This is a genomic window from Polaromonas sp. P4_F4 (genome assembly GCF_056401355.1).
In genome coordinates this window covers 290,275-316,876 of record NZ_JBFUJO010000002.1, presented here as the reverse complement: position 1 = coordinate 316,876, position 26,602 = coordinate 290,275, and the positions used below count along the sequence as shown (strand labels likewise).

Below are 26,602 nucleotides of genomic sequence, written 5' to 3'. Positions count from 1 at the left end.
TGTTTCAACCAGTGAAGCTTCTATAAACATGACAACTGAAGGAGAACTTTATGGACAACATCATTGTTTACATTGACGATGCCGGCTATGCCCTGCATATGCTGCAACCCATGCTGCCAGAGGGCAACTCGCGCAGTCCGACCCGCTGGATTTTGGTGGCCTGTGCACCACGCGTGACGCACCATGCCAGCAAATGGGTAACCCACAGTGCGCGGGAGAGTTGGCGCGGCAAATGGGCGGCGAAAGTATTTGCGCAAGTGGTGCCCCTCCTGCAAAAAGAGGGCGATACCGTGGTGACGCAAATGGCGCAGACCACGCTGAGCACCCAGACGGAATCCCTGATCAAGGAGCATGGCGTTGCACGTGTGCTGGATGCCCGTCGACCCAAATTCGGCCAGGATCTGCAACCCGTCACGACCGAGCAGGCCCAGGAGCACCATGGTGTGTTGGGCTATGCCGCCGCGCTGGCAAGCGCGGGCCTGCTGGTTGCGACCGATTGAATAGCCCCCACGCTATTCGCTTCGCGTAAGGCGCGCCCCCCCCGAGGGGGCTCATTTTCCTTGGGGCGGCCCGGCGGAAAATCCGGAACGCTGCAGGTCAGCAATCAAGTCAAATTACCGACACGATGTCCCAGCGGGACGGGATGAGAGAGGCCGCATCCAGGTGGTATTCTCTGGCGATGAAACTCATCATCAACTGGCTTTGCAGCGCGGTCGCCTTGCTGGCGGTGGCTTATCTCTATTCCGGCGTGGTGGTGACCAGCTTCACCGCAGCCCTGATTGCGGCGGCGGTACTTGGCGCCCTGAACATGGTGGTGCGTCCTGTTCTCGTGTTGTTGACGCTGCCTGTGACCGTGGTGACGCTCGGCCTCTTTCTGTTCATCGTGAACGCGCTCATGTTCTGGGCGGCCGCCAGCCTGGTCAGCGGCTTGAACGTCAAGGGTTTTGGCGCGGCACTCATAGGCTCCCTGATTTACTCGGCACTGCAACTAGCGATCGACTTTGTCCTGGAGCGCCTGCTCTTTAAGGACTAGCTCAATCTGGCGGGTACGTGTGTCGATGATCGAGCCTTCCACGTAATCGGCGCTGGCGGGGTTGCTGCGCATCAGCGCCTGCGCAGCCTTGAGGCGATCCAGCGCCGCCGCGTAGTCCAGGTGGGCCGCGCGGCTTTCCGCATCAGCGCGAATCGCACGGACTGTCTGGTTCTGGTTGCCGTAAGCCACCGCGAGCAATTGCCAGGCCGCCGCATCTTTAGGATGGCCTGCCACCCAGGTTTGCAGTCTGCCCGAGACCTCCCGTGCCCGCTGGACAGCCATCAACGACCGGGCCTGGGTCAGCACATCGGCGCGCGAGAGGGCCTTGGCCATGTCGAAGGATGACGCCGAGGGCGGCACGGTCCCCGCCATCAGATCAATCTCGATGGACAGCAAGTCCAGCGCATGACTGGCAGGCTGAATTTCGACGGTGAGGGGCTTGAGCTTGGCCAGAAGGTTTCGCGCACCGGCAAAATCACGCAGCTGGGCGGCCGCCAATGTTCCCCCATACAGGATTCCCGCGTCGCGGATGTGCGCCGCCGTGGCAGGGGACTCCTGCATTTGCAGCGAGGTCGGCCGCCGCTGCGCCTCAGCCACCATCGCACGCAACGCATCGACTCCGGGGCTGGCCAGGACTCGCGCACGCGCGGCCATCATGGCATGCAACACGCGCGCCTTGGCGGCACGGGCCTCGCCCTCCGGGGTGGGCTTGGTGGCAGCCCTTGCATCCAGCTGCAGGCGCGACTGCGCTTCGGCGATTCGCTCGGTGGTCAGCGGATGCGAGCGTAAATAGGGGAAAGATCCGTTGTCATTGAGCTGCGAGGCCTGCTGCAGTTTTTCAAACATGGTCGCCACGCCGCGGCTTGCAAAGCCGGCATCGGTCATGACGCCAAACCCGACCCGGTCGGCTTCACGCTCCATGTCACGGGAAAAGTTGAGCTGGTTCTGCACCGCGACCGCCTGCCCACCGACGATGGCGGCACTGGCAGCATTGGGATTTTTACTGGCGGCCAGGGCGCCCAGAACCATGGCGGCAATCACCCAGGGAGCTTGCCGGTTTTGTTGCGTCATCAACCGGGAGATATGCCGCTGCGTGACATGGCTGAGCTCATGGCCCAGGACCGCGGCGAGTTCGTCCGCATTACTCACCGCGGCAATCAAACCCAGGTGCACGCCAAAGTAGCCTCCGGGCAGGGCAAAGGCATTGACGCTTCGGTCACGGACCAGAAAGACGTCCCAGGCAAAACGCTCATCCAGTTCGGCATTGAGCTCGCCACGCGCCCGCGCGGCAGTCATCAGGGGCTGCCAGATGCTTTGCAGGTAATCCCCGAGCACCGGGTCATCGAGATAGTCCGGATCACGGTAAATGCTGACGGCGATGCGATCCCCGATGCGGCGCTCCGCAGCGGCCGCCAACTCGGAGTTGTCACCCAGAGACGGAAGGCTGCCCGACGCCGCGCCCGGCGCTTGCGCCAGCGACAAATGGGCAGTGGTGGCCATCAACACCACCGCTGTCAGCACCTTGCAGGCAAAAACCCTCTGCTGCAACGGGTAGGGCCTAGAACGAATCGATGGGAACAAAAGCAATCACCTCCGTGGTGTTGGTATCGATGAGGACAGTCCAGAAAGTGTTTCGGCTCGCCAGGGGAACATAACCCACCGAGGTCATGGCCCGGACCGCGGAAGACGCGGCCTTCAGGGCCTGGTCAATTTCGGCGGCACGGCCAGGAAAGCGATTTTTCAGCTCGCTCACGGGGCGCGCGCGTGCCTTGACCTGCGCTGTCGCCTGTTCATAGCCCTGCCACAAATCAGGCCGGGCGCCAAGTGCCACGCCTTGAATCGCCGCCATGGTGGCCTCATAGCTCTCCCGGGCATTCTTGAACTCACGCACCGAAAGCAGCGTGGGCCCCGCCAGTGGCAAGGGCCGCAACCCTGCCGGCGACCGATCCAGTAATTCCGGCGGCACGTCAATCGCATGCACCACCCGAAAACGGTCGATTTCAAACACCAGGTGCACCGGCCGGGCCACCGCGACGGTCCACAAGCCGTAGGCCAGCGCTGCCAGTTGCAGCAAGCCAATGACGGCCAGGTCAAGGCGCAGCTCGTTGAGCGGCTTGCTGCGGTTGAATACGGCCAATGTCAGTAACGGGCCCATGATCACATCGACGGTAATTACCAGCAAAAACAGGCTGCGCCCGCCGGAAATTTCGCGGTAGGGGTAGGGGTACCAGACGGCAAACACCAGCAGTGCCGCCAAACTGGCGACCAGCAGGCTGATGCCCAAATGAATGCTCGAGGCATAGAGGCGATGGCCCCAGGAAGATGACTTTGAAAACATGCTCGTATGATGAGGGATGGTTGTAAAGGTTTCGTAACAGGATGACAACGACTTCTCCGCTGACTCACTTCGACGCACAAGGCCAAGCCCATATGGTCGACGTGGCCGGCAAGGCCGCAACGCACCGTGTTGCTATTGCCCAGGGTCGCATCACCATGAATCCTGCCACACTGGCACTCATCATCGCCGGCACGGCAAAAAAAGGCGATGTACTGGGTGTGGCCAGGATAGCGGGCATCATGGCTGCGAAAAAAACCAGCGAGCTGATCCCCCTGTGCCATCCGCTGGCACTCACGCACGTAGCGCTTGATTTCAGGGTCGACGCCGCAAGCGCCAGCGTCACCTGCGAGGCGACCGTGGAAACCGTCGGCCCGACCGGTGTGGAAATGGAAGCATTGACCGCGGTGCAAGTGGCCTTGCTGACGATTTACGACATGTGCAAGGCGGCGGACCGGGCGATGATCATGACCGATGTGCGCGTGCTTGAAAAGCATGGCGGCAAGTCAGGAAGCTTTGTCAACCCCTGAGCCGCGTCACTTCAGGCGCTGAAGACGCTCCGGTGCCGCTGCAGCCTCTTGCGCCCAGCGCGCATGCTCCTCCGGGAAGGCGGCCCGGTAGCGCGCCAAATGCATTAACGCCTCGTCGTCATGGCCGAGCATGACAGCACTCTCAATCACCTTTTCGATGATGCGAGGCTCTGGTGAGTAATGCAGCAGCGCCCTCGCCGTGTCGAGTGTCCATTGCGCATTGTCCCGCGTGAGCGGCGTGATGGTCAGTTCAGCAAAGCGCACCTGATTGCGAAACAGCCAGGAGCCGCGAATTTTGGGCAGCGTGTCGTCACGGTACGCCGCATCGCGGACTTCGGGTGCCAGGTAAATCTGGCTGATACGGTGATAGTCCCAACCGGCGTAACCCACGATAGCTATCAGAATAGTAGCAGCCAAGGCTTGAAAAATAGACACAGGTGACTCCTCCGGCGGAGATTCCAGCGGGCTCGCCTGCGCTCTGCGGCCTCCCCAGAGCAGGCCCAGGGACAAGCCAAACGCCATTTGGAACGGGCCGTACCATAGGGGGTATTCCAGCATGCTGTGCAAAAGAATGACGGCCAGCACACCCCACGCCATCTGGCGGGTGGGGTCCGTCTCACGCCAGGGCCGTTGCCGGATGACCCACCAGACGAAGCCTCCACATACCGCCAAGGCCACCGGAATCCCCAGCTCCACTGCCAGGTGCAGCGGCAGGTTGTGCGCGTTGTCCAGGATTTCGCAAAAGCGCGGCCCGTCATAGAACGCCATGTAGTGGGCGTAATCCAGTTCGCCCCAACCCCAGCCAAGCCAGGGCCGTTGTCCGATCAGGTGCAGTACGTTGCTCCACAAGGTCAAACGGCTGGCGCAAGCTGGTCCACCATTGTGCAAACGCGCCAAAATGCCGGTGCTCGCCGGGTCCAGCCCTGCGAGCATAGGCAGGGCCAGCGCCGCAACGCCATAGGTCAGCACGGCAATTATCAAAATCCGCATGGCTAATTGACGCCGCCAGCCCCACAGCCAGGCCATGCCTCCGAGGAAACCCAGCTGAACCAGCCCCGTGCGCGATGAAGACGCCGCATTGCCAACTGACAGCAAGACGGCAGCCGCCATCAGGCCCCACCAGCGCCATGGCTTGGGTTGACCGCTGCTGGTCGGCGCTGCATGCCACAGCACAGCCAGCAGCCCCATGTTGGTCAAGGTTGCAAACTGGTTGCGCTGACGCAAGTTGGCAAAGGCTTCGCCAACGCCCGACTGGCTCATCCAGGGCAGAAAGTACTGCTCCACGCCAAAATACTGGCAAAGACCAATAACAACGCTGATCAGGCCAGCGATCAGCCATGCTGTTGCCAGCCGGAATACCGAACGGCTGTTAGTGCTGACGCTCGCGGCGAGAGCTGCGCAAGTTCCGGCCAGCCCCAAGGCGAAAACGGCGACGAGTGTATCCGTGGCATGACCCTTGAGGACAAACACCGCCCCCAGACACCCGGCAGCCAGCCAGCAGGACCACAACCAACGCTTGCGCGATAGCGGCAGAACCCCCAACAGAACCCCGGCACAGGCCAGACTGAACAGCCACGGAACCACTGAAGGACTGGGACCACCTTGCGGCGGCAATAGCCAAGGCACAGTCAGCGCCAGCCCCGCGACCAGCGCGAGAATAGAGTTCAGGGGCACACGCCAGCCCGTCAAGGCAGTTTCAGGTCGCGCAATAGGGGATATTTCTCTTGAGCCAGGGTGGTCCAATTCGCCTTGATCTCCGTGTAGGTTTTTTCGCCATGCATGGCCCGCATAACGCGGAGTTGTCGCAAGGCTTCATCGGGGTTTCCGTTCAGCGCCAACGATAGAGCGTAACGGTTCTGCGTGGCTGTCCAGGGGTAGCGAAGCGCAACTTTTTTGGCGAGTTCCAGCTCCTCGGCCTTCATGCCCGGCTTGGGCGAAATACGGGCGCCCTCCAGCAAAGCTCCCAATTGCGTCAATAGAACAACGTCCGGTCTTTGATAGTCGCCGGGGGTCTGTCCCAAGCGCAGGGCCTCAAAACGCGCGACCCTGAAATCCTCTTCAACGTCAACATACTCAATCAATGACCAGACCGCCACCAAGCTCACCCCAAGCAAAAGCGCCGCGGCAGAACGCACCCCGACGCGCAGCACAGGCTTGGCGGCTGCCATGCGCTCCAGCGCGCCCAACGAAAACATGACCGGAACCAGAAAGTAGGCATAAGCAAACGGAAATTCCAGCATCGAATGCACCGCTACTGGCACGACCACCGCCAGACAATACCAGGGCAGCAACTGATTGGCCAGCCTGACACGCCGCCACAGCCACACGCCCGTGACCAGTACCAGCACTGCGGTGAGCGGCACGCCCACCCCTACCGCCAGATCAAGCAGAATATTGTGGCTGTATGAAAAGGGTTCGCTCACGGCATAGGCATGCGCCACAGCGTTGTGCGCTTCGGAAACCTCGCGGATGCCCCAGCCCCACCATGGCCGCTGCGCCACCGCCTCTACCAGCTGCGGCCACACCAGCAGGCGTGACCCGGCGGCGGTGTTGACTTCCACGCCAAAGCCCGAGTTGAGCTGAACGAAAGCAAAAATCGACGGCCACACCCAGTAGAGCACCAGGAATCCGACAACCGACAGCGCGACGGCCCACGGGGACACATGGAAACCCACACGCTGATTTTTGAGAAACCACCAGCCCGACAGCACCAAAAAGCTCACTACGCCGGTCCGGGACTCGGTGGCAGCCAGGGCTGTGCACAACACCAGAAAAACCAAGACTGAGGGCAAAGCCTTGAGCTTGCCCGATTCATACAGGAACAACAGGCTAGCCATGCCCATCAATAACAGGGTTGCCAAATGATTGGGTTGCCCCAAATTTCCGCCGGGACGACGGAGTTGAGGCATCCGGTTAATCCACGTGGCGTGCTCCCACAGATCAAAGACCTGAACAAATGCCACCACGGCCGAAACAAAAGCCCCAAAGGTCAATGTAACAGCCAGAAACGTCAGCGCCAGGTTTTGACGGCTTCCATCATGCGCCCCAGCTCGCAGGGACGGAGCTTGCGAGTTAGAGGCAAATCCCAGCGTGAGGCAGAGGATGCACAAAGCCACATAGAGCTCAAAAACGGAAACGTCACCCCAAAAAGTGATCTGGCCCCCAGCACCTTGAATGACCGCAATAAATGCCAAGGCAATCAAGGGAAAGACGGCGGCGGGGAAGGGTAAAAGGTATGAACGATCCTTCTTCACCTCAGTCAACAGGCCATACCAAGCCAGCAGCAATGCGGAAAAAAAATACAGTATTTCACTATGCCAGCTTACCCAAGGTGGAAAGTGCAAGGGCATTAACCAACCGAGCAACAGAAGACTTGCTGACAAATATTTCATATGATCAAAAAAAGAAAAACGCCCCGAAGGGCGTTTTTAAACCTGAATCAATTGCTGCAAGTGAACTAAGCAGCAGTCGGCAGATTAGTTAGACGCGAAGGTGCCGCCACCTTCAGTGACCGTAGCAGCAGTAGCGTCGCGGCAAGAGCCGGGCAAAAATTTAGGATTAACAGTACCGGGACCACACAACCAAGCGCTAATGGTTTGGCTAGCAGTCACAGGTACCGGGGTCAAGTAAACCGTACCGTTTGCATCGGTGGCAATATTGGCCGCAGTCACCCTGATTGCGCCATATTGATTAGTCTCAATCAATGAAACATATTTAGAAGTGGCTACCGAGGACTCACAGCCCCATTTGCCACCCACAGGCAGCGAAGCAGCATTGGTGGATTGATAAGTTTCCGTGACACTCGTGCGGCAGGAAGAAGCCGCCAAAATCACCTCAGACATCTTGGCGCGCTTGGTGTAGTCCTGGTAAGCAGGCAAAGCCACGGCAGCCAGAATACCGATAATCGCCACAACGATCATCAACTCGATCAGGGTGAAACCCTGTTGGATAGTACGCTTCATTGAAAACTCCTTGGTTGAAAAAGCAATGGAATAGAGCAGGTTTCGGGCCAGCTCGCCAAAGCCTCCAATTCGAGAACTTTTAGCTGCGTTTACGCTACGCCTATCCCGTTATTTGCTCATTTTTTGGCAGGCAGCACCACCCCAAGCGACATTTTTGTCACTTGATACAGACTAATCGCACCTGCTTGAGGTCCGTCACGCCCATCAGTACTTTTTCCATGGCGTCCATTTTCAGTGTGCGCATGCCGCTGCTGACGGCTGAAGAAAACAGCTCGGCCACCCGGGCCCGCTCCTGGATGAGTTTTTTGGCCACGTCGCCAGCAATCATCAATTCGCGCAAACCAATGCGGCCCTTGTAGCCCGTCTTGCCGCATTTGTCGCACCCTGGCCGCCCGGTATATCTGGAGTTTCCCCTCGTGTCCTTAGTGCGCGGTCCAGTCCTCGAACAGCTTTGGCGACTCACCGCCGGGATCCGCCCTTCATGCTTCGGCGGGGCGCAGCTCTTCGGCGTACTCCCTGATGAAATCCCCGATTTCCCGGGAGTCGAGGTGATAGGGCTGCTTGCAGTCACGCAGCTTTTTGGCCAGCCGCTGGGCCAGAATGCCCAGCAGGGCACCCGCAAAGTTGAAAGGGGCCACTCCCATGTCCAGTAGCCGGGTGATGGACTCGGGGGCTGATGGGCAGGCCATATATGGCGTTTGGCCATAGCAGGTGCCTGCCGGACCAGGCCTCATTCCGCGCCTGCACAAGGCACTGCTGCAACTCGTCCTGTGACGGCAGTCCTTCGGTCACCAGACCGTCGTATTTGGTCACCTTGCGCCGCGGGCCCTCTTCTTTCTGCATGCGCTGGCGAATCACTGCGGCTGTTGATCACCTGAAGAACACCATACAGGGTGTCACCGTCCATCACAGGCGCAACCAGCATTAAAATAATGGCGGTGCGATCTTCATCAACCGCATACCGGGTCAGCCGCTCGGCATCGAACAGCTTGCAGATGTCCTAGCTGGCCTCCAGCATGATCTGGTCAATATTTTCCGTTTCGTGAATTCGGTTCGTCACCAGTTGCAATTGCCGAAAGTACAGCAATTCAAGGCTGAGCCCACGACGCTTCTGTTCTGGGGAGGGAGCTTCTGTAAATCAAGGAATGCCTTTTTGGGGATACCCTTGCACGAGGACTGTCACAGTTCAAACTCCTGACCCGCCCGCAGCCACCGGATGTCGTGCAAAACATGGTGCGCCAGGTTGCGTGTCTGGTCAAAGCGCTGTATCTCGGCCATGATGAGTTCTGTCTCGGCCGGCTTGGTGTGGGTGATGTAGATGGGGTATTTTTTGCCGCTCGCAATGCAGTCGAGTTCGCCGGCAAGCACATGGGGCGCCAGATGCAGGCTGCGTTTGGCCAGGTCACGCTCGCGATTGCTGAAGGCGGTCTCGATGACCAGCATCGCGACATCTAGCTGATTAATACGGGCCCACAACGCGGGATTGCGCTCGGTGTCGCCGGTAAATACCCAACAGCCCTTGCCGGCGCTCACCGCATACCCGACGGCCGGCACCGTGTGCACAGCGGGCAGCACTTCAATATGCTTGCCGGCCAACTCCAGGGTTTGACCGAGCTCCAGCGGATGAAAGCTGATGAAAGGCGTTGCCGGGTCTGGAATTCTTGAGAAGTCAGGCCAGATCGTGTTGTTGAAAATGTGGGCCTTCAGCGCGTCAATCGTGCCTTGCAAGGCGTGAATCTGTATCGGCGTGGTTTTCTGGCCGGCAATTGCATCCACCATCAGCGGCAGCGCGGCCACATGGTCGAGATGCGAATGTGTCAGAAGGACATGGTCAATGCCGCGCATTTCATCGAGGGTGAGATCCCCGACACCCGTGCCGGCATCGACCAGCAAATCATGGTCCAGCAAAAAAGACGTGGTGCGGCAGTCCCTGGCGATGGCTCCCGAACAGCCCAATACACGTACTTTCATGAGGTTTCCACCCTGCCTTGAGGTTACATGGTTTCGAAACTGGCTGCGTCATCCCGCTTTGGGCCAAAAGACAGCCAGCCCATGGAGACTACACGCTTCACATGGGTGCGGTAAAGGAACTTTTTGGCGGATTGTCAATATTGTCACGCCCGCGCAATGCAGACGACGGCAGGGCTGGCCGCTGATCGGCGGCAGGGCAGACATCCGCGGTATCCGCACGTCGCAAATGCCAGTCCCATGCCCGGGCACGCGTTTCATCGAAATTTTGGGATGGAGACGCCCATGGTCCCGATCTCCCGCTGGCGGCGGGCAAGGACATCGGTCAGTGCTGCACGAACTGCATCTGCGTCCCGGCCAGCTCCAGCATATCGCCATTTTTCAAACTGACAGGTTCGGCGCCAATGGGAACGCCATTGAGCGTGGGCTTGCCGGCGCCCTCCACATGGGCCACCACAAAACCCTGAGGTCTTTTGGTAATGGCCGCCACCGCCACGCCGGGCTTGCCAATGGTGGTCACGACTTTGACCAGGGCCACTTCCCGGCCGGCGGCCGCGCCGGACATGACCTTGATCGCCCCTTGCAGGCCCACACCCGCTGCGTCTGCCGTCACGGGGGCGGCCGCAGGAGCACCAGCACCACCGGCACCAGCAGCCGCAAGCGCCGCGAGGGCTGCGGATGCCGGCTTGATGACCATCGTCTGCTCGTAATCGGGCGCAGCCGCTTCGTTCACATACTTGATTTTGTACTTGCCAATTTCGACCAGATCACTGTTTTGCAGCAGCCGCTTCTTGATCGCCTTGCCGTTGACATACGTGCCATTGGTGCTGTTGAGGTCTTCGAGGTAGACCTCGTTGCCGGTCATTTGCAGAACGGCGTGCTCACCGCTGACAGCCAGGTTGTCAATGACGATATCGTTGTAGGGCCTGCGCCCCAAAGATGTCCGGTCTTTCGTCAACTGGACCTCCTTGATCACAACGCCATCAATAGAGACGATCATTTTCGGCATGGCCGACTCCTGTGTAGTATTTCAGTCACCGCTTCATTTTCCCAGTATTCTGGACAGAAGGCCGCGCTTGGCCGAGTCTTCTTTCGCGTGCGCCAGCACCACTGAAATATTATCGCGCCCCCCGCCTTCATTGGCTGCGACAACCAGTTGCCTGGCCTTGTACTCCAGCGTTCCGTCGCCGAGGAGGATGGCACTGATGGCTTCGTCAATCACCATGTCTGACAGGCCATCCGAACACATCAGGTAGAGGTCGTCGGCCTCCACACGGTACTCGTTGACTTCAACCAAAACCGTGTCTTCCACGCCGAGAGCGCGTGTCACCAGATTCTTGTTCACCGAAGTAAGGGCCTGCTCCGGGGTGATCAGGCCGGCGTCAAGCTGCTCCTGCAGCAAGGAGTGATCCTTGGTGAGTTGCCGGAACTCCCGGCCACGCACGCGATAACAGCGCGAATCTCCAATATGCCCCAGCATCAGGCGGTTGTCCTGAAAAACACCCACCACCAGCGTCGTGCCCATCCCTGTGTATTGCGGATTGGAGTTGGCCGCGTTAAAGATCGAGTGGTTCGCATTTTCCACGCAAATCTCCATGGCCCGGCGCACTTCCTTGGCATTGGCGTACCGGCCGGCCTGGGACAGCCAGCGCCCCATCTCCGACTTGATGAAGGCTGCAGCCATGCCGCTGGCAATTTCACCGGCGTTATAGCCACCCATCCCGTCGGCCAGGATACAAAGCCCCGTCTGGGCATCGACTGCCACGGCATCTTCATTGTTGTCCCGCGTCAAACCAGGGTCTGTTTGAGTGCAAATCTCGTAAATCATCTTTTTCGTGTTATCGCTTGGAATTTCGGTCGTCAGCGGGGTCGGGGCAACGGGTAGTTCAATCCCTGCGCGGGCCAGGATCATCACGGCTTCACTTGCATCATAGGCCCTTGCCGAACATGCCCGAGGCGCCGCCAGCAAAGAGTGAGCCAGGGACGTATCGAATGGGCCACTGTCGCGCGTTTCAGAGGAACACCCACTGCGGCTGACGCAGGCCGGGCAGGCACCTCGTGTGATCGGTGCCGGCGGCCAACGCGAGGTACCGGGCCGGCAAAGCCACTCCAGGAAAAAACCGCCGGCGCGCGCCAGGCCCAGCCATCATCCGGCAGGCCAAAACCGACACCATTTGCCAGAGAATTGAGCCACCTCCCGGTCCTTGTCCTGATGCCGTCCATAGCCATCGCCGCTTTTTATCAGTTGTTTTGCGCACCTGCAGATCCCGTCAAACTGTATCCCTCAGGTTACAAGTCGCCCTGTCTCTGACATTAACAGAGGGGCTGCGACCGGACAAGGCACTTTTACACGCCTGGCGCATTTACTGTTGCAAATTGGTGTTTTTTGGCAAGGCGCGACAGCGCGGCCATACGCGGCGCCTGGAGCGGGAGATCCGTCAGGCCCGCCGTTTGAGGCTTGTTAACAGCCCCCGACCCGTCGGCTGGAAAGCAAACGAGCCAGGTGATCCCCTGAAACTCAGGTGGCCGATTGTTTCTTTTGCTGAAGTTTTGTGAGGTAAGTCCCCAGCGCCACGACCAGGACAGCCCCCAGGATGCCGCCGAACGTAACCGTTTGCTCACCGACAACGCCAAATTGGGTCGTGACGGCCGGATCGGTCAGCAGCATTTCACCCGCCAGGAATCCAAGCAGGGCAGCACCAATCGTGATGATGATCGGGAAGCGCTCCATGACCTTGGTGAGCAGCGTTGCGCCGAAAATAATCAGCGGAATGCTCACCAGCAGACCCAGCACCAGCAGGGGCAAATTACCCTTCGCGGCTGCGGCCACGGCCAGCACGTTGTCCAGACTCATGACCAGGTCAGCAATCAGGATGGTGCGGATGGCGGCCATCATGCCGTTGATATGATGACCTTCACCATCTTCTTCTTCTTCGCCCTTGAGCAGATCCACGCCAATGTATACGAGCAAAATGGCACCGATGATTTTCAGGTAGGGCAAAGTCAACAGCTGGATCGCCACGATGGTCAGGACGATCCGCATGACGATGGCTGCGGCACTACCCCAGAAAATCGCCTTGTTCCGCTGATGCGGCTCCAGCGTCCTGGCAGCCATGGCAATCACCACGGCGTTATCACCCGACAGGACGATATTGGCCAGCAAAATGGAGCCAAAGGCGCTCCAGAAAAGGGGGGACATCAAGTCCAGACCAAAAAACATGGTATCTCCTGTTATGAATTAAAAAAGCGCCGGAAAGCGCTTTTTTGTTTTTGATGAGTCTAAGCCCCATTGGGGCTCGCCACGATTGGTATTACTGCTTACGCACTTGACCGCGATCAAGTTTCCTGAATCGAGTTTTGACTCGACGTCTTGCGCGTCTTACAGCAAAGCCTTGAGCAGCTTGGCCATTTCAGACGGATTGCGCGTCACCGTGAAGCCACACTCTTCCATGATGGCCAGCTTGGCGTCGGCCGTGTCGGCGCCACCGGAGATCAACGCACCGGCATGGCCCATGCGCTTGCCGGCCGGTGCCGTCACACCCGCGATGAAGCCGACGATCGGCTTTTTCATGTTGGCCTTGCACCATTGGGCCGCTTCGGCTTCATCGGGGCCGCCGATCTCGCCAATCATGATGACGGCATCGGTGTCAGGGTCGTCGTTGAAGGCTTTCATCACGTCGATGTGCTTCAGGCCATTGATCGGGTCACCACCAATGCCCACGGCGCTGGACTGGCCCAGGCCGATTTCGGTCAGTTGCGCCACGGCTTCATAGGTCAGCGTGCCGGAGCGGCTGACCACGCCAATGCGGCCCTTGCGGTGGATGTGGCCGGGCATGATGCCGATCTTGATCTCTTCGGGCGTGATGAGACCTGGGCAGTTGGGTCCCAGCAGCAGGGTTTTCTTGCCGCCAGCAGCTTCCTTGGCCTTCATGCGGTTGCGCACTTCCAGCATGTCCCGCACGGGAATGCCTTCGGTGATGCAGATCGCCAGATCGAGGTTGGCTTCCACGGCTTCCCAGATGGCGGCTGCCGCGCCGGCTGGCGGCACATAAATCACCGACACCGTCGCACCGGTGGCCTTGGCGGCTTCGGTGACGTTGGCATAAATCGGGATGCCTTCGAAATCTTCGCCGGCTTTCTTCGGATTCACGCCAGCGACGAAGCACTCTTTGCCGTTGGCGTAGTCGCGGCACATGCGGGTGTGGAACTGCCCGGTCTTGCCGGTGATGCCTTGCGTGATGACTTTGGTGTGTTTGTTGATGTAGATCGACATGCTTGTTTCTCCTGGGCTTGATGGCTTACTTCACGGCAGCGACGATTTTGGTCGCGGCTTCGGCCATGGTGTCTGCGGCAATGATCGGCAGACCGGAGTCCGCCAGCATTTTCTTGCCCAGGTCTTCGTTGGTGCCCTTCATGCGCACGACCAGTGGAACCGACAGGTTCACGGCCTTGCAGGCGGTGATGACGCCGTCGGCGATGGTGTCGCACTTCATGATGCCGCCGAAGATGTTGACCAGGATGCCCTTGACATCGGGGTTCTTCAGCATGATCTTGAAGGCTTCGGTGACTTTCTCGGCAGTGGCGCCGCCGCCCACGTCCAGGAAGTTGGCCGGCTCGCCGCCGAACAGCTTGATGGTGTCCATGGTCGCCATGGCCAGACCGGCGCCGTTGACCAGGCAGCCGATGTTGCCGTCCAGGCTGATGTAGGCCAGGTCGAACTTGCTGGCTTCGACTTCGGCAGGATCTTCTTCGTCCAGATCGCGGAAGGCCACGATTTCAGGGTGGCGGAACAGCGCGTTGGGGTCGAAGTTGAACTTCGCGTCGAGTGCCTTGATGTTGCCGTTGCCTTCGAGGATCAGCGGGTTGATCTCGGCCAGGCTGCAGTCGGTTTCCATGTAGCACTTGTAGAGCTTTTTGAGCACATCCACGGCCTGGGCGGTGGAGCCCGGCGGCACGGTCATGCCGTCGGCCAGTTCCTTGGCCTGTGCATCGGTCAGGCCGGTGGCCGGATCGATAAACACCTTGATGATTTTCTCGGGCGTGGCGTGGGCCACTTCCTCGATGTCCATGCCGCCTTCGGAGGAAGCCATGAACGCCACTTTCTGGGTGGCGCGGTCGGTCACGGCGGACACGTAGTATTCTTTCTTGATGTCGGCGCCGTCTTCAATCAGGAGGCGGCGGACCTTCTGGCCTTCAGGGCCGGTCTGGTGCGTGATCAACTGCATGCCGAGTATTTCGCCGGCGAGCTTTTTCACTTCATCAATGCTGCGGGCCAGCTTGACGCCGCCACCCTTGCCGCGGCCGCCCGCATGGATCTGCGCCTTGACCACCCAGACAGGGCCGCCCAGCTTCTGTGCGGCTTCGACCGCTTCCTGCACGGTGAACGCAGGAATTCCCCGCGGCACTGGCACACCAAAATTGCGCAAGATTTCCTTGCCTTGGTACTCGTGAATTTTCATGAAAAACCTTCAGAATTCAGTAAAAGAGGAGTGCAACAGGAATTTGGAAAGAGACTGTTGAAAATACGAAACAGGCCCCAAAACACCATGTTAACGGTCACTGCAGGCAGCAAGATGGAACTGTATCATGCTGCGATGCACAATTATTGTGCGGTTCTTACTTAGCAATTTAGCCCCAGACAGGCGCTCCCGGGCAGTCACCGGTAACCCGTCCGTCCCCCTGAAAGTTCTTATGCCCAAAATTTTTATTGATGGAGAAGCCGGCACCACCGGCCTGCAAATCCGTGAACGGCTGCAAGCCATGCCTCACATCGAGCTGGTCAGCATCGCACCCGAGCTGCGCAAGGATGCGGCGGCCAAGCGCGACCTGATGGCACAGGTGGACCTGGTGATTCTGTGCCTGCACGACGACGCGGCACGCGAATCAGTCGCCATGATAGACGCACTGCCAGGCGACGGGGGCAAAAAACCCAAGATCATCGACGCCTCCACCGCCCACCGCACCACGCCGGGCTGGGTTTATGGCTTTCCGGAGCTCACCGCCACGCAACGCGCCGCCGTGGTGGCGGCGGATCGCGTCGGCAATCCGGGCTGCTATGCGACCGGCGCAATTGCACTGATCCGGCCGCTGGTGGATGCCGGCCTGATTGCGGCCGACTTCCCCCTGAGCCTTCCCTCCGTGAGCGGTTACTCCGGTGGCGGACGCCAGATGATTGAGGCTTATGAGGCCGGCACTGCGCCCCTGTTCGAGGTATACGGCCTCGGCCTGGAGCACAAACACCTGCCCGAAATCATGAAATACACCGGCCTGACGCGCCGCCCGGTGTTCATTCCGTCGGTTGGCAACTTCAAGCAGGGCATGCTGGTGCAGCTGCCGCTGCACCTGGATCTGCTGCCTGGCAAACCCACGGCCGCGCAGCTGCACGACGTGCTGGCCCGGCATTACGCAGGCAGTGAATGGGTAACGGTGGAAGCCGCGCCCGACTCCGGCAAGCTGGATGCCTTGGCGCTCAATGACACCAACAAGATGGAGTTGCGCGTGTTCGGCAACGAAACCTACCGCCATGCGGTACTGATTGCACGGCTGGACAACCTGGGCAAGGGCGCATCGGGTGCGGCCGTGCAAAACCTGAAATTGATGCTGGACCTGTAATTTCGCCATTTTGCTATTAAATTAGTAACACACTGCGCAACCGATTCATCGAAAGAAAAAGCAGTTGACCGCTTGCCATCGCTGACTCAATCCTCCTGTCTGAACGCATCTATGGAAATTTGCAGGCGACGAAGCTTGTCATACAGAGTCTGCTTGGGCAGCCCGAGCGCTTTGGTGGTGTGAGCCACATCGCCGTGATGGCGCCTCAGCTCTTCGGTGATCATGGCGCGCTCAAAGTGCTCGACTTGCTCCGGCAGGCTGCTGGACAATGCGTGAGTCGCTGTTGTCAGATTCAGGCGATCCCCCAGCAAACCCAGCACGAAGCGGTCCGCCACATTGTGCAACTCGCGCACATTGCCGGGCCAGGCATAGGCTATCAACTCGGCCAGCTGCGAACTGCTGAGCAGGGGCGCGACCCGTTGGTAGCGGCTCGCCGCCAGCAGCGTGAAGTGTTCGAATAGCAGCGGGATGTCCTCGCGCCGCTCGCGCAGTGGCGGCAGTTCGATGAAGGCCACGCCGATGCGGTAGTACAGGTCGGCACGGAATTTGTGCCTGTCGCTCAGGCTTTTCAAATCGTCCTTCGACGCGGCGATCACGCGGCAATCGACGGGAATCGCCTTGTTCGAGCCGATGCGCTCGATGCTGCGTTCCTGCAAGGCGCGCAAGAACTTGATCTGCACGGCCATCGGCATGCTCTCGATTTCGTCCAGGAACAAGGTGCCGCCCTGGGCATGCTCGAACTTGCCGATGCGCACGCGCGTGGCGCCGGTGAAGGAGCCCACTTCGTGGCCGAACAGTTCGCTCTCGGCCAGCGCCTCGGACATGCCACCGCAGTTCAGCGGCACATAGTTGGCGCGGCGCCGGTCACTGTGCTCGTGCAGGCAGCGCGCCACCAGGTCCTTACCGGTGCCGGTCTCGCCGTAGATCACCACGTCGGCCGMCGTGGCCGCCAGGGTCAGCACGGTGCGGCGCACCTGCTGCATCTGGGCCGAGCGCCCCAGCAGCACGGCCTGGATGCCATGCCAGTTCTCCAGTTGGTCGCGCAGCGCCTGCACCTGCAGCGTGAGATACCGCTTTTCGGCGGCGCGGCGCACCACCGCGACCAGGTGCTCCGATGAAAAAGGCTTCTCGATGAAGTCATAGGCCCCCTGGCGCATCGCCTGCACGGCCATCGCGATGTCGCCGTGGCCGGTGACCAGGATCACCGGCAGATCGGCGTCGATGGCGCGAATCTCGTTTTGCCAGTCGGTGCCGCTCATGCCGGGCAGCTTGACATCGCTCAGCACCACGGCCGGCACGCCGGCCCGAATGCGTGCGCGCGCATCCTCGACCGAGGCAAAGCTGTCGACGGCCAGCCCGGCCAGCTCCAGCGCCTGGGTGCTTCCCAGGCGTACATCGGCGTCGTCCTCGACGAAGATCACCCGGATGGGCTGTGCGTCACTCATGGGTTTCCGTCTCCTGTGGATTAGCCAATGGCAATTCGATTTCAAAGCAGGCGCCTGCGCCATCCAGGTTGTGGGCCCGCAGGCTGCCGCCGAACTCGCGCACGATGTGCGCCGAGATCATCAGGCCCAAGCCCAGGCCGGTGCCGGCCGGCTTGCTGGTGATGAAAGGCTCGAACAGGTGCGCGAGGATGTCGGCGCGAATGCCGGGACCGGTGTCGCTGACCCGGATGAGGCAGCGGTCCGGCGCCAGGTCGACCACGCCGGCTTGCACCTGCAGGCGCCGCAGCGGGGACGCCGCCATGGCATCGATGGCATTGCCCAGCAGATTGACCAGCACCTGCTCCAGCCGCGCCTCGTCGGCCAGGACGGCCAGGGCGGCGGGCTGCACCTGCACCACCAGTTCCACGCCGTTATCGCGCAGGCGTTGCGAGACCAGGAACTGCGCGTTGGCGATGACCTGCTGCAAGGCCACCGGCACGCGCAACGGGCTGGCTTTGTGGGCAAACGCCTTGAGCTGGTAGGTCAGGCGGCCGAGGCGATCCACGAGGTGCGCAATGCGCAGCAGATTGCCGCGCACGTCGCCCAGCCGATCCTGCTCCAGCAGCACGCAAGCGTTGTCCGACAGCGTGCGCAGGGCGCCCAGCGGCTGGTTGAGTTCATGCACCACACCGGCCGACATCTGGCCCAGCGCGGCCATTTTCCCGGCGTGCACCAGATCGCTTTGCGTGGCCCGCAAATCGGCCTCGATCGCCTTGCGCGCCTCGACCTCCTCGCCCAGCAAGGCCACGGTGCGTCGCAGTTCGGCCGTGCGCACCGCAACCTTGGCTTCGAGGCTGTCGTGTGCGGCCTGCAGCGCGGTTCGGCTGGCGAGCTTGTGGTGTATGGCGCGCTGGCGCTGCCACAGCACCATCGCCAACAGCAGCAACACCGAAGTGCCCAGCGCGGCGGTGATGGCGGAATAGCGGGCACCGGCGCGTACCGGCGCCATCTCGTCGAGCACCACCAGGCGCCAGCCGGACTGGCGCACAGGCCGCGCCGAGCTCAGGTAGCCGATGCCGTCCACGCTGGCCAGGACCGGATCGCCGGGCTGGCGTTCCGCCTCGCGCCAGTCCAGCGGTGCCAGCGTGGCCTCACCGTAGGGCCGCGTGCTGGCGATATCGGCCAGCACCTGCGGCGCCAGCGCGGTCAGCGGCCGGAACTTCCATTCTTCGCGCGAGGACAGAATTACCACGCCGCGTTCATCGACCAGCAGCACCGTGCCGGGGAGTTTTTTCCAGGCGGCTTCCGCCTCTTCAAGGTTGACCTTCACGGTCGCCACGCCACGCTGCGGCCCCTGGCGCGGCAAGGCGTAGGACAGGTAGTAGCCCGCGCGCTTGCTGGTGATGCCGACGCCGTAGAAGCGGCCCCGGCCGTGCGCCAGCGCTTCCTTCACATAGGGCCGAAACGAGAGGTCCGTGCCGACCGGCGTACCCGGATCGCTCCAGTCAGAGGCGGCGAGGGCGACACCCGCACGGTCCAGCACATACAGATTGGACGCGCCCGCCGTGGCGTTGATGCCCTGCAGGTAACGGTTGACCTCGTCGCGCAAAACCGGGTTGCCGGGGGCGGCCAGCAGGGCAAAGACGCCGGGCGTCATCTCCAGCAGCGAAGGCAGGTACTCGTAACGCGCCAGATCGCTCTCCAGCCCCACACCCACCATGTCGAGCCGGTGCTCGGCCGCATCGCGCAGGCGATTGAGCCCGGACCGCATGGCCGCATCATGAGTCGCCAGCGCGGCGGCCGCGATGATCGCGAGCGATACGATCCAGCCCAGCGCGCGGATGGGCCAGGGTTTTTTCACGCCGGTCTCTATCCGGCGCACGCCATTCGGGGTGATGATCGCGGCTCCTTGCAAGAACGGCTCAAGTGTGCCACGAAGCAGTCCGCGCTCATCTAGACAGGCATGCGCGGTCATGCGTACTTGAGCTCGGTCGCCTTGCCGCGGAACACGCGGTACGAGAACACCGTGTAGGCCGCGATCGCCGGCACCGAGATGCATACGCCGAACAGGATGACTTTTAGCGCCGCCGGACTGCTGGCGGCCTGCCAGATGGTCAGGCGGTCGATCACCACATACGGATAGAGGCTGTAAGCCAGCCCCAGAAAGCCCAGCACGAACACCCCGATCAGCAGCACGAACGGCAGCCAGCACAAGGGCCCGCGCACGATACGGGTGTCGAGCAGGCGGCGCACGGTCAGCAGCGCCGCGACAGTGACCAATGGAATGGCCATGAGGGCGATCACTGCCGGCAGCGTGAACCAGCGCTCGCGCACGGTGGCGCTGATCCATGGCGTGGCCAGCGAGATCAGCGCCAGGCCGACGACCATCGGACCCCAGGCGATCTTGGCCCAGTCGATTGCCTTTTGCTGCAGGGCGCCCTCCGTCTTCATGATCAGCCACGCGGCACCGAGCAGCACGTACGCCATCGGCAGTGCCGCGGCGATCGCGGCGGCAAAGAGGGGGTAGTTCCAGCCCTCGCCGAACCCACTGACGTAGCGGCCGAGCATCCAGCCCTGCGCCACGGCGGCGAGGGTGGAACCGGCAAAAAACATCCGGTCCCACATCGGCTTGTGGTCGGCCTTGGCCTTGACGCGAAAATCGAACGCCACACCGCGTAGCGTGAGGCCCACCAGCATCAGCGCCACGGGCAGGTAGAGCTCGCTGAGCACCAGGCCATGCGCCTTCGGGAAGGCGACCAGCAAGATACCGATGCCCAGCACCAGCCAGGTTTCGTTGGCGTCCCAGAACGGCCCGATCGACGCGATCAGCACGTCCTTCTCGGCATCGTTGGCGCGCGGCAACAGCATGCCCACGCCCAGGTCGTAGCCGTCGCTGATCACGTAGATCAGCATGGCCACGCCCATCAGCGCCATGAAGATCACCGGCAGGAACTCGTCGAAAGTCATTGCATAACCTCCGCCCTGCGGGCTGCGGTGCCATGAGCCTTGGGAGCGGCCCGGCGGCTCATACCTGGCTCCCAGCGACAACCGCAGCCGGCATGTCGGTATCGGGGTCCAGGACGTGCCCAGGCTTCTCGGCCATGTATTTGATGACCGCCACGTAGGCGAGGATCAGCGCGAGGTAGAGCGCCACGTACATCGCCAGCGTCAGCGCGATCATCGGCGCCGGCACGGCGGACGCCACATCGGCGGTGCGCAGCAGGCCGAACACGATGTAGGGCTGGCGCCCGATCTCGGTCACGTACCAGCCGGCCAGGGTCGCCACCCAGCCCGAAAAGGTCATGCCGGCCAGGCCCCACAGCAGCCATCGCGGCAGCCAGTGCGCCTGCCAACCGCAGCGGCGGTACAGCCACCAGCCGGCCCAGCTCACCAGCAGCATCAACACACCCATGCCGACCATCGCGCGAAAAGCGAGGAACATGGGCAGCGCCGGTGGGTGGCGGTCGCGGAATTCGTCCAGGCCCTTGATCTCGCCATCGGCCTCGTGGGTGAGGATCAGGCTGGCCAGCTTCGGGATCGCGATCTCGAAGTGGTTCTTGCGCGCCTCGCCATCCGGCAGGGCGAACAGCAACAGCGGTGCGCCGCGCGCGGTCTGCCACACGCCCTCCATGGCCGCGATCTTCTGCGGCTGGTGCTTGAGCGTGTTCAGGCCGTGCAGGTCGCCGACGAAGATCTGCACCGGGATCAGCAAGGCCGCGAGCGTCAGGCCAACCCGCAGCACCTTCGGAGTCGACGCATTGGCGCAGCCTCGCAGCACCTGCCAGGCGCTGATGCCGGTCAGCAGGAAGGCCACGGTAAGTGCCGAGGCCAGCAGCATATGGGTGAGGCGGTACGGAAACGAGGGGTTGAATACCACGTCGAACCAGCTCTTCACGTGGAACTGGCCGGCGATCACTTCATGCCCCGCCGGTGTCTGCATCCACGAGTTCAGCGCCAGTATCCAGAAGGCGCTGAGCGTGGTGCCGAAGGCCACGAAGAAGGTCGACAGCAGGTGGACGCGCTCGCTGACACGGCCGTGGCCGAATAGCATGATGCCCAGGAAACCTGCCTCCAGGAAGAATGCCGTGAGCACCTCGAAGGCGAGCAGCGGCCCGGCGACATTGCCCACCTGCTCCATGTAGCCCGGCCAATTGGTGCCGAACTGGAAGCTCATGGTGATGCCCGAGACCACGCCCAGCGCGAACGTCAGCGCGAACACCTTCGTCCAGAAGCGATAGGCGATGAGCCAGGCGCCGACGTGCGTGGTCAGCCAGCGCCAGCGAAAGAACAGCAGCATCCAGCCCAGCGCGATGCTGATGGTCGGAAACAGGATGTGAAAGCTGATATTGGCCGCGAACTGCATGCGCGCCAGGAGAATGGGGTCCATGAGACTTTTCCTTTTCTTAAGGTCACCCCGCAACCTGGCGCGCGACGCTCAACCGCGACGGGCGCGGCCGGCGGCCGCCTTGGCCTGCGGCTGCAATCCCTCGGACATCCCGATCAGCACGCCGCTGACCAGCGACGCGTAGCTGTCCATCATGGCCTGCGTGGCGCTCATGCTGGTGGCGCGGCCTGCTCGCATTGCTGTGCGGGCCTGCTCCACCAACTGTTCCACGGCGGCGCTCGCCTGGTCACCCGTGTCGGTGCCCTTGCCCTTCATGGTTTGGAGCACCTGCTGCCACGGCGCTTGCAGAGAACTGCCGGCGCCCTGTGTGGCCTTGGAGACGGTGGTGAAAAAGACGTCCTCCATCTTCTCCAGATGGGCCATTGCGCCCTTCATCTGCCGGTCCTTCAGGTCCAGGCCCTGGTCGATGAACTGCTGCAAGGCCTTGCGGTGGGCCTCGACGGCCTGCAGCAACGCGCCATCCATGCCCGCAAAGGCCTTGCCTAGCATGGCTTCGACATCAACCGCGTTGGCCGGGTTCTGCGCGGCGCCGGTGGAGGCCGCCTGCGTCACCGTCTTCAGCACCTTGCGGATGTTGTCCAGCGTCAGCTCGCGCCCCTGCAAGGCTTTCAGCGTGACCTCGCTCACGGTCTTGCGCAAGGTTTCGCCCTGCTTGGCCGTGGCCTGCGAAAACATATTGACCAGTGCGTCCTGGTCGATTCCTGACTTGATCATGGTCTTGTCCTCATTGCATGTGTTGACCGCCGTTGATGGCGATATTGGCCCCGGTCACGAAGGCGGCTTCTTCAGAGGCCAGGTAGATGATCAAACCCGCCACTTCTTCGGGTTTGCCCAAGCGCCCGACCGGGATGTTCGGCAGGATCTTGGAGTCCAGCACCTCTTTCGGAATAGCCGTCACCATCTTGGTGCCGATGTAGCCTGGCGAGATGGTGTTGACGGTGACACCTTTTTTCGCAACCTCCAGTGCCAGCGCCTTGGTGAAGCCGTGCACGCCGGCCTTGGCGGCCGAGTAGTTGGTCTGGCCGAAAGCGCCCTTGGAACCGTTCACCGAGGACACATTGATGATGCGGCCCCAGTTGCGCTCGACCATGCTGTCGGCGACCTGCTTGCTCATGTTGAACAGGCTGTCGAGATTGGTACGCAGCACCGCGTCCCAGTTGACCTTGTCCATCTTCTTGAAGGTCATGTCGCGCGTGATGCCCGCGTTATTGACCAGCACGTCGACCGCGCCCAGCTTTTCCTGCACCTGCGCCACCGCGGCGTGGCAGGAATCGATGTCGGCCACGTCGCAGGGTACGGCCAGGATGTCATAACCGTTGGCCTTCATCTGGGCCACCCACTCGGCGTGTTTGGCGTTGCCGGGCGAGTAGGTCACCGCGACTTTGTAGCCGGCATCGACCATCTTGGTGGAAATCGTCTCGCCCAGGCCGCCCATGCCGCCCGTGACCAGAACCACGCGTGTTGCTTGTGTCATTTCATTTCTCCTTGTTGAAACTCTGTTGGATGTCATCTCAGTTCTCCAGCCAGGGCCACCGCGGAACCGGCTCTGCCGGGCCGCTGGTGGCGCCCCCTGAGGGGGAGGCGCCGAAGGCGCTTCGGGGGGGAGTCACATTTCTACGGCCAGTGCCACACCCATGCCGCCGCCGATGCACAGCGAGGCCAGGCCCTTGTTGGCGCCGCGGCGCTTCATCTCATGCAGCAGCGTGACCAGGATGCGGCAGCCCGAGGCGCCGATCGGGTGGCCGATGGCAATGGCGCCGCCGTTGACGTTGATCTTGCTGGTGTCCCACTCCATCGCCTGGTTGACCGCGCAGGCCTGCGCGGCAAAGGCCTCGTTGATCTCCATCAGGTCCAGATCCTGCGCCGACCAACCGGCCTTTTTCAGGCACAGCTGCGAGGCAGGTACCGGACCCATGCCCATGATGGTGGGGTCCAGGCCGGCGCTGGCGTAGGCGCGGATCACGGCCAGCGGCTTCAGGCCCAGCGCCGCGGCGCGCTTGGCGCTCATCACCAGCACGGCGGCAGCGCCGTCGTTGAGGCCCGACGCATTGCCGGCGGTCACCGAACCTGCCTTGTCGAAGGCCGGGCGCAGGCCGGCCAGGACGTCGGCGCTGGTCTTGCGATTGACGAACTCGTCGGCGGAAAACACGATAGGGTCCCCCTTCTTCTGTGCAATGGTGAAGGGCAGGATCTCATCCGCGAATTTGCCTGCATCCTGTGCCGCGGCCGCCTTTTGCTGCGAGGCCAGCGCCAGCGCATCCTGCATTTCGCGTGTGATGCCGTACTTTTTGGCCACATTTTCAGCCGTGGTGCCCATGTGGTACTGGTTGTAGACGTCCCATAGGCCGTCGGTGATCATGGTGTCGATCAGCTTCCAGTCGCCCATGCGCTGGCCGTCGCGCGAGCCCGGCAGCACGTGCGGCGCGGCGCTCATGTTCTCCTGCCCGCCCGCGACGACGATCTCGGCGTCGCCACACTTGATGGCCTGGGCCGCCAGCATCACCGCCTTCAGTCCCGAGCCACAGACCTTGTTGATCGTCATGCCCGGCACGCCCTGCGGCAGCCCGGCCTTGATGACGGTTTGTCGCGCCGGGTTCTGGCCGGCGCCGGCCGTGAGTACCTGACCCAGTATCACTTCGCTGACCGCGTCGCCGGGCACACCGGCCTGGGCCAGCAGCCCGCGCACGACATGGGCGCCCAAATCGGGCGCAGCGGTTTTGGCCAGGGTACCGCCGAACTTGCCCACAGCAGTGCGGGCAGCAGCAACGATGACGATATCGGACATAAAAGCTCCTTCAGGGGTGGATAACGGTGAAAAAATGAACCGGCGGCGTCATGCCGCCTTTTCCTTGACGTATCGGCCCGGTGCGGGCTCGATCACGGGAAACTTGCGCGTGCCGGCCTGCTTGGGCGCCTTGACCTGCGCCCCGACATGGCCAGCCAGCCAGTCGGTCCAGGCCGGCCACCAGCTGCCGGGGACCGATTGCGCAGCGTCCAACCAGCGTTGCGGCTCGATGTCTATGTCGCCCACCCAATGGTTGCGCTTGTTCTTGGCCGGCGGGTTGATCACGCCGGCGATGTGGCCGCTGGCACCCAACACGAAAGTGGTGTCACCGCCCAGCAGCCGCGTGCTGGCATAGGCGGTGCGCCAGGGCACGATGTGATCGTCGCGCGAGGCGTAGAGGAAGACGGGTACGTCGATGCGCGCGAAGTCCACCGCCTCGCCACACTGCACCGTGGCACCCGGGACCCCCAGCTTGTTCTCGAGGTAGGCGTTGCGCAGATACCAGCAGAACATCGGACCCGGCAGATTGGTGTCATCGCCATTCCAGAACAGCAGGTCGAAGGCGGGCGGCGCCTTGCCCTTCAGATACCCGTTGACTACATACGGCCAGATCAGGTCGTTGGCGCGCAGCGACGCGAACACCTGGGCCAGCTCACGCCCTTGCAGCAAGCCGCCGTGGCCGATGGTGGTTTCACGCATCGCGACGCCGCGCTCGTCCACGAGCTGGCCGATCTCGCCGGTGTCCGAGAAGTCCAGCATCGTCGTCAGCAGCGTCATGCTGCACGCCTTCTGCTGGCCGCGTGCGGCCAGCACCGCCAGCGCGCAGGCCAGCAAGGTACCGCCGACGCAGAAACCCAAGGTATTGACGCGATCGGCGCCGCTGATCGCCTGCGCCGTGTCGATGGCGGAGATCACCCCCAGTTCGAGGTAGTCGTCCCATCCCAGGTGTCCTTGGGCGGCCGACACGTTGCGCCAGGAGATCAGGAACACGGTATGCCCTTGCGCCACGGCATGTGCGACCAGCGAGTTCTCCGGCTGCAGATCAAGGATGTAGTACTTGTTGATGCATGGCGGCACGATCAACAGCGGCTGCGCGTAAACCTTGGGGGTGACGGGGGCGTACTGGATGAGCTGCATCAGTTCGTTCTCGAACACGACGCTGCCTGGCGTGGTAGCCACGTTGCGGCCAACCTCGAACGCCTGGTCGTCAGTCATCGAGATGCGGCCCTTGGCCAGATCCTGCAGGAACAGCCTCATGCCCTCTACCAGGCTTGCGCCGCCGGAATCCACCGCGAGCTGCAGCGCCTCGGGATTCGTGGCCAGGAAGTTGGCGGGACTGAGAGCGTCCTGCACCTGACGCAGGGCAAACTGCCACTGCGCCTTGGTCTGCGCGTCGGCCGGTGCGGCATCAAGCCAGAATGCACTCGCCTGTGCACCCAGGGTACGCAGCGTGGCCTGCTGAGCGCTTAATAGATCTTGGATCCAGGCGCCGGGGTCGCGGGATGGTGTAGTCATGATGGTTGTTTCTCGACGTTGTGCTGTCAGGAC

General features: G+C 61.7%; 25 protein-coding genes. 4 read left to right on the top strand and 21 right to left on the bottom strand.

All coding sequences use genetic code 11. From position 1 onward, the window contains the following. Positions 1 to 50 precede the first annotated feature (50 nt). Both AC1DUR_RS04050 and AC1DUR_RS04045 read left to right on the top strand, forming a co-directional pair. Positions 51 to 500 carry a hypothetical protein gene (locus tag AC1DUR_RS04050; protein ID WP_477716412.1) on the top strand — a complete coding sequence of 150 codons (450 nt, stop codon included), beginning with the start codon at positions 51 to 53 and terminating at the stop codon, positions 498 to 500. Positions 501 to 679: 179 nt separating this feature from the next. Further along, entirely contained in the window at positions 680 to 1,033 is a 354-nt protein-coding gene (locus tag AC1DUR_RS04045) for a phage holin family protein (protein WP_477721290.1), read from the top strand. On the opposite strand, the gene AC1DUR_RS04040 is transcribed toward AC1DUR_RS04045, so the two are convergent. Together AC1DUR_RS04040 and tfpZ are read right to left on the bottom strand one after the other, a co-directional pair. Continuing rightward, entirely contained in the window at positions 989 to 2,533 is a 1,545-nt protein-coding gene (locus AC1DUR_RS04040; RefSeq protein ID WP_477721289.1) for a M48 family metalloprotease, read from the bottom strand. The two genes, AC1DUR_RS04045 and AC1DUR_RS04040, sit on opposite strands and share 45 nt — an antisense overlap. A gap of 58 nt (positions 2,534 to 2,591) precedes the next feature. Further along, complete coding sequence (gene tfpZ, locus AC1DUR_RS04035; RefSeq protein ID WP_477721288.1) at positions 2,592 to 3,371, bottom strand: TfpX/TfpZ family type IV pilin accessory protein; 780 nt, start codon at positions 3,369 to 3,371, stop codon at positions 2,592 to 2,594. A 41-nt stretch (positions 3,372 to 3,412) separates the two neighbouring features. On the opposite strand from tfpZ, the gene moaC reads away from it, so the two are divergent. Next, entirely contained in the window at positions 3,413 to 3,898 is a 486-nt protein-coding gene (gene moaC, locus AC1DUR_RS04030) for a cyclic pyranopterin monophosphate synthase MoaC (protein ID WP_477721287.1), read from the top strand. 6 nt (positions 3,899 to 3,904) lie between these two features. Here moaC and AC1DUR_RS04025 read toward each other — a convergent pair whose 3' ends face one another. The 11 genes from AC1DUR_RS04025 to sucC form a co-directional block, all read right to left on the bottom strand. After that, positions 3,905 to 5,572 (bottom strand): PglL family O-oligosaccharyltransferase, encoded by a 1,668-nt coding sequence (locus tag AC1DUR_RS04025; RefSeq protein WP_477721286.1) that lies wholly within the window; start codon positions 5,570 to 5,572, stop codon positions 3,905 to 3,907. 11 nt (positions 5,573 to 5,583) lie between these two features. Further along, entirely contained in the window at positions 5,584 to 7,290 is a 1,707-nt protein-coding gene (locus AC1DUR_RS04020) for a PglL family O-oligosaccharyltransferase (protein ID WP_477721285.1), read from the bottom strand. An 84-nt stretch (positions 7,291 to 7,374) separates the two neighbouring features. Beyond that, positions 7,375 to 7,860 (bottom strand): pilin, encoded by a 486-nt coding sequence (locus tag AC1DUR_RS04015; RefSeq protein WP_477721284.1) that lies wholly within the window; start codon positions 7,858 to 7,860, stop codon positions 7,375 to 7,377. A 157-nt stretch (positions 7,861 to 8,017) separates the two neighbouring features. Next, positions 8,018 to 8,323, bottom strand: coding sequence for an ATPase, T2SS/T4P/T4SS family (locus AC1DUR_RS04010; RefSeq protein ID WP_477721283.1), 306 nt, complete (start codon positions 8,321 to 8,323; stop codon positions 8,018 to 8,020). Between the two features lie 16 nt (positions 8,324 to 8,339). Then, positions 8,340 to 8,498, bottom strand: a complete 159-nt coding sequence (locus tag AC1DUR_RS04005; RefSeq protein ID WP_477721282.1) for a hypothetical protein — start codon at positions 8,496 to 8,498, stop codon at positions 8,340 to 8,342. A 541-nt stretch (positions 8,499 to 9,039) separates the two neighbouring features. Next, the gene (locus AC1DUR_RS04000; protein ID WP_477716421.1) at positions 9,040 to 9,831 is read right to left on the bottom strand and encodes an MBL fold metallo-hydrolase; all 792 of its coding nucleotides are present in this window, start codon (positions 9,829 to 9,831) and stop codon (positions 9,040 to 9,042) included. 322 nt (positions 9,832 to 10,153) lie between these two features. Then, entirely contained in the window at positions 10,154 to 10,837 is a 684-nt protein-coding gene (locus tag AC1DUR_RS03995; protein WP_477721281.1) for an FHA domain-containing protein, read from the bottom strand. Between the two features lie 33 nt (positions 10,838 to 10,870). Then, positions 10,871 to 11,656 carry a Stp1/IreP family PP2C-type Ser/Thr phosphatase gene (locus AC1DUR_RS03990; RefSeq protein WP_477721280.1) on the bottom strand — a complete coding sequence of 262 codons (786 nt, stop codon included), beginning with the start codon at positions 11,654 to 11,656 and terminating at the stop codon, positions 10,871 to 10,873. Between the two features lie 690 nt (positions 11,657 to 12,346). Further along, positions 12,347 to 13,048 (bottom strand): TerC family protein, encoded by a 702-nt coding sequence (locus AC1DUR_RS03985; protein WP_477721279.1) that lies wholly within the window; start codon positions 13,046 to 13,048, stop codon positions 12,347 to 12,349. A 159-nt stretch (positions 13,049 to 13,207) separates the two neighbouring features. Continuing rightward, the gene (gene sucD, locus AC1DUR_RS03980) at positions 13,208 to 14,101 is read right to left on the bottom strand and encodes a succinate--CoA ligase subunit alpha (RefSeq protein ID WP_477716425.1); all 894 of its coding nucleotides are present in this window, start codon (positions 14,099 to 14,101) and stop codon (positions 13,208 to 13,210) included. Between the two features lie 25 nt (positions 14,102 to 14,126). Next, positions 14,127 to 15,287, bottom strand: a complete 1,161-nt coding sequence (gene sucC, locus AC1DUR_RS03975) for an ADP-forming succinate--CoA ligase subunit beta (RefSeq protein WP_477716426.1) — start codon at positions 15,285 to 15,287, stop codon at positions 14,127 to 14,129. Positions 15,288 to 15,519: 232 nt separating this feature from the next. On the opposite strand from sucC, the gene argC reads away from it, so the two are divergent. Further along, positions 15,520 to 16,440 carry an N-acetyl-gamma-glutamyl-phosphate reductase gene (gene argC, locus AC1DUR_RS03970; RefSeq protein ID WP_477716427.1) on the top strand — a complete coding sequence of 307 codons (921 nt, stop codon included), beginning with the start codon at positions 15,520 to 15,522 and terminating at the stop codon, positions 16,438 to 16,440. Between the two features lie 86 nt (positions 16,441 to 16,526). On the opposite strand, the gene AC1DUR_RS03965 is transcribed toward argC, so the two are convergent. The 8 genes from AC1DUR_RS03965 to AC1DUR_RS03930 form a co-directional block, all read right to left on the bottom strand. Continuing rightward, entirely contained in the window at positions 16,527 to 17,885 is a 1,359-nt protein-coding gene (locus AC1DUR_RS03965) for a sigma-54-dependent transcriptional regulator (RefSeq protein WP_477721278.1), read from the bottom strand. After that, a complete protein-coding gene (locus tag AC1DUR_RS03960) occupies positions 17,878 to 19,725 on the bottom strand; it encodes a sensor histidine kinase (RefSeq protein WP_477721277.1) in 1,848 nt (615 codons plus the stop codon). The genes AC1DUR_RS03965 and AC1DUR_RS03960 overlap by 8 nt, the downstream gene beginning before the upstream one ends. A gap of 110 nt (positions 19,726 to 19,835) precedes the next feature. Further along, positions 19,836 to 20,831: a cytochrome d ubiquinol oxidase subunit II gene (locus AC1DUR_RS03955; RefSeq protein ID WP_477716430.1), complete on the bottom strand. Its 996-nt coding sequence runs from the start codon at positions 20,829 to 20,831 to the stop codon at positions 19,836 to 19,838. 58 nt (positions 20,832 to 20,889) lie between these two features. Then, positions 20,890 to 22,251 carry a cytochrome ubiquinol oxidase subunit I gene (locus AC1DUR_RS03950; RefSeq protein ID WP_477716431.1) on the bottom strand — a complete coding sequence of 454 codons (1,362 nt, stop codon included), beginning with the start codon at positions 22,249 to 22,251 and terminating at the stop codon, positions 20,890 to 20,892. 48 nt (positions 22,252 to 22,299) lie between these two features. After that, a complete protein-coding gene (locus tag AC1DUR_RS03945; protein ID WP_477716432.1) occupies positions 22,300 to 22,983 on the bottom strand; it encodes a DUF6781 family protein in 684 nt (227 codons plus the stop codon). Positions 22,984 to 22,993: 10 nt separating this feature from the next. Next, on the bottom strand, positions 22,994 to 23,743 hold the full coding sequence (phbB, locus tag AC1DUR_RS03940) for an acetoacetyl-CoA reductase (protein ID WP_477716433.1): 750 nt from the start codon (positions 23,741 to 23,743) through the stop codon (positions 22,994 to 22,996). Between the two features lie 132 nt (positions 23,744 to 23,875). Next, a complete protein-coding gene (locus AC1DUR_RS03935; RefSeq protein WP_477721276.1) occupies positions 23,876 to 25,054 on the bottom strand; it encodes an acetyl-CoA C-acetyltransferase in 1,179 nt (392 codons plus the stop codon). 48 nt (positions 25,055 to 25,102) lie between these two features. Next, entirely contained in the window at positions 25,103 to 26,569 is a 1,467-nt protein-coding gene (locus AC1DUR_RS03930; protein WP_477716435.1) for a PHA/PHB synthase family protein, read from the bottom strand. Between the last annotated feature and the right edge of the window lie 33 nt (positions 26,570 to 26,602).

Bases quoted from the DNA above. Each gene is read 5' to 3' on its own strand.
- AC1DUR_RS04050 (WP_477716412.1), top strand. From the start codon at position 51: ATGGACAACATCATTGTTTACATTGACGATGCCGGCTATGCCCTGCAT.
- AC1DUR_RS04045 (WP_477721290.1), top strand. From the start codon at position 680: ATGAAACTCATCATCAACTGGCTTTGCAGCGCGGTCGCCTTGCTGGCG.
- AC1DUR_RS04040 (WP_477721289.1), bottom strand. From the start codon at position 2,533: ATGGCCACCACTGCCCATTTGTCGCTGGCGCAAGCGCCGGGCGCGGCG.
- tfpZ (WP_477721288.1), bottom strand. From the start codon at position 3,371: ATGTTTTCAAAGTCATCTTCCTGGGGCCATCGCCTCTATGCCTCGAGC.
- moaC (WP_477721287.1), top strand. From the start codon at position 3,413: ATGACAACGACTTCTCCGCTGACTCACTTCGACGCACAAGGCCAAGCC.
- AC1DUR_RS04020 (WP_477721285.1), bottom strand. From the start codon at position 7,290: ATGAAATATTTGTCAGCAAGTCTTCTGTTGCTCGGTTGGTTAATGCCC.
- AC1DUR_RS04015 (WP_477721284.1), bottom strand. From the start codon at position 7,860: ATGAAGCGTACTATCCAACAGGGTTTCACCCTGATCGAGTTGATGATC.
- AC1DUR_RS04000 (WP_477716421.1), bottom strand. From the start codon at position 9,831: ATGAAAGTACGTGTATTGGGCTGTTCGGGAGCCATCGCCAGGGACTGC.
- AC1DUR_RS03995 (WP_477721281.1), bottom strand. From the start codon at position 10,837: ATGCCGAAAATGATCGTCTCTATTGATGGCGTTGTGATCAAGGAGGTC.
- AC1DUR_RS03990 (WP_477721280.1), bottom strand. From the start codon at position 11,656: ATGATTTACGAGATTTGCACTCAAACAGACCCTGGTTTGACGCGGGAC.
- AC1DUR_RS03985 (WP_477721279.1), bottom strand. From the start codon at position 13,048: ATGTTTTTTGGTCTGGACTTGATGTCCCCCCTTTTCTGGAGCGCCTTT.
- sucD (WP_477716425.1), bottom strand. From the start codon at position 14,101: ATGTCGATCTACATCAACAAACACACCAAAGTCATCACGCAAGGCATC.
- sucC (WP_477716426.1), bottom strand. From the start codon at position 15,287: ATGAAAATTCACGAGTACCAAGGCAAGGAAATCTTGCGCAATTTTGGT.
- argC (WP_477716427.1), top strand. From the start codon at position 15,520: ATGCCCAAAATTTTTATTGATGGAGAAGCCGGCACCACCGGCCTGCAA.
- AC1DUR_RS03955 (WP_477716430.1), bottom strand. From the start codon at position 20,831: ATGACTTTCGACGAGTTCCTGCCGGTGATCTTCATGGCGCTGATGGGC.
- AC1DUR_RS03950 (WP_477716431.1), bottom strand. From the start codon at position 22,251: ATGGACCCCATTCTCCTGGCGCGCATGCAGTTCGCGGCCAATATCAGC.
- AC1DUR_RS03945 (WP_477716432.1), bottom strand. From the start codon at position 22,983: ATGATCAAGTCAGGAATCGACCAGGACGCACTGGTCAATATGTTTTCG.
- phbB (WP_477716433.1), bottom strand. From the start codon at position 23,743: ATGACACAAGCAACACGCGTGGTTCTGGTCACGGGCGGCATGGGCGGC.
- AC1DUR_RS03935 (WP_477721276.1), bottom strand. From the start codon at position 25,054: ATGTCCGATATCGTCATCGTTGCTGCTGCCCGCACTGCTGTGGGCAAG.
- AC1DUR_RS03930 (WP_477716435.1), bottom strand. From the start codon at position 26,569: ATGACTACACCATCCCGCGACCCCGGCGCCTGGATCCAAGATCTATTA.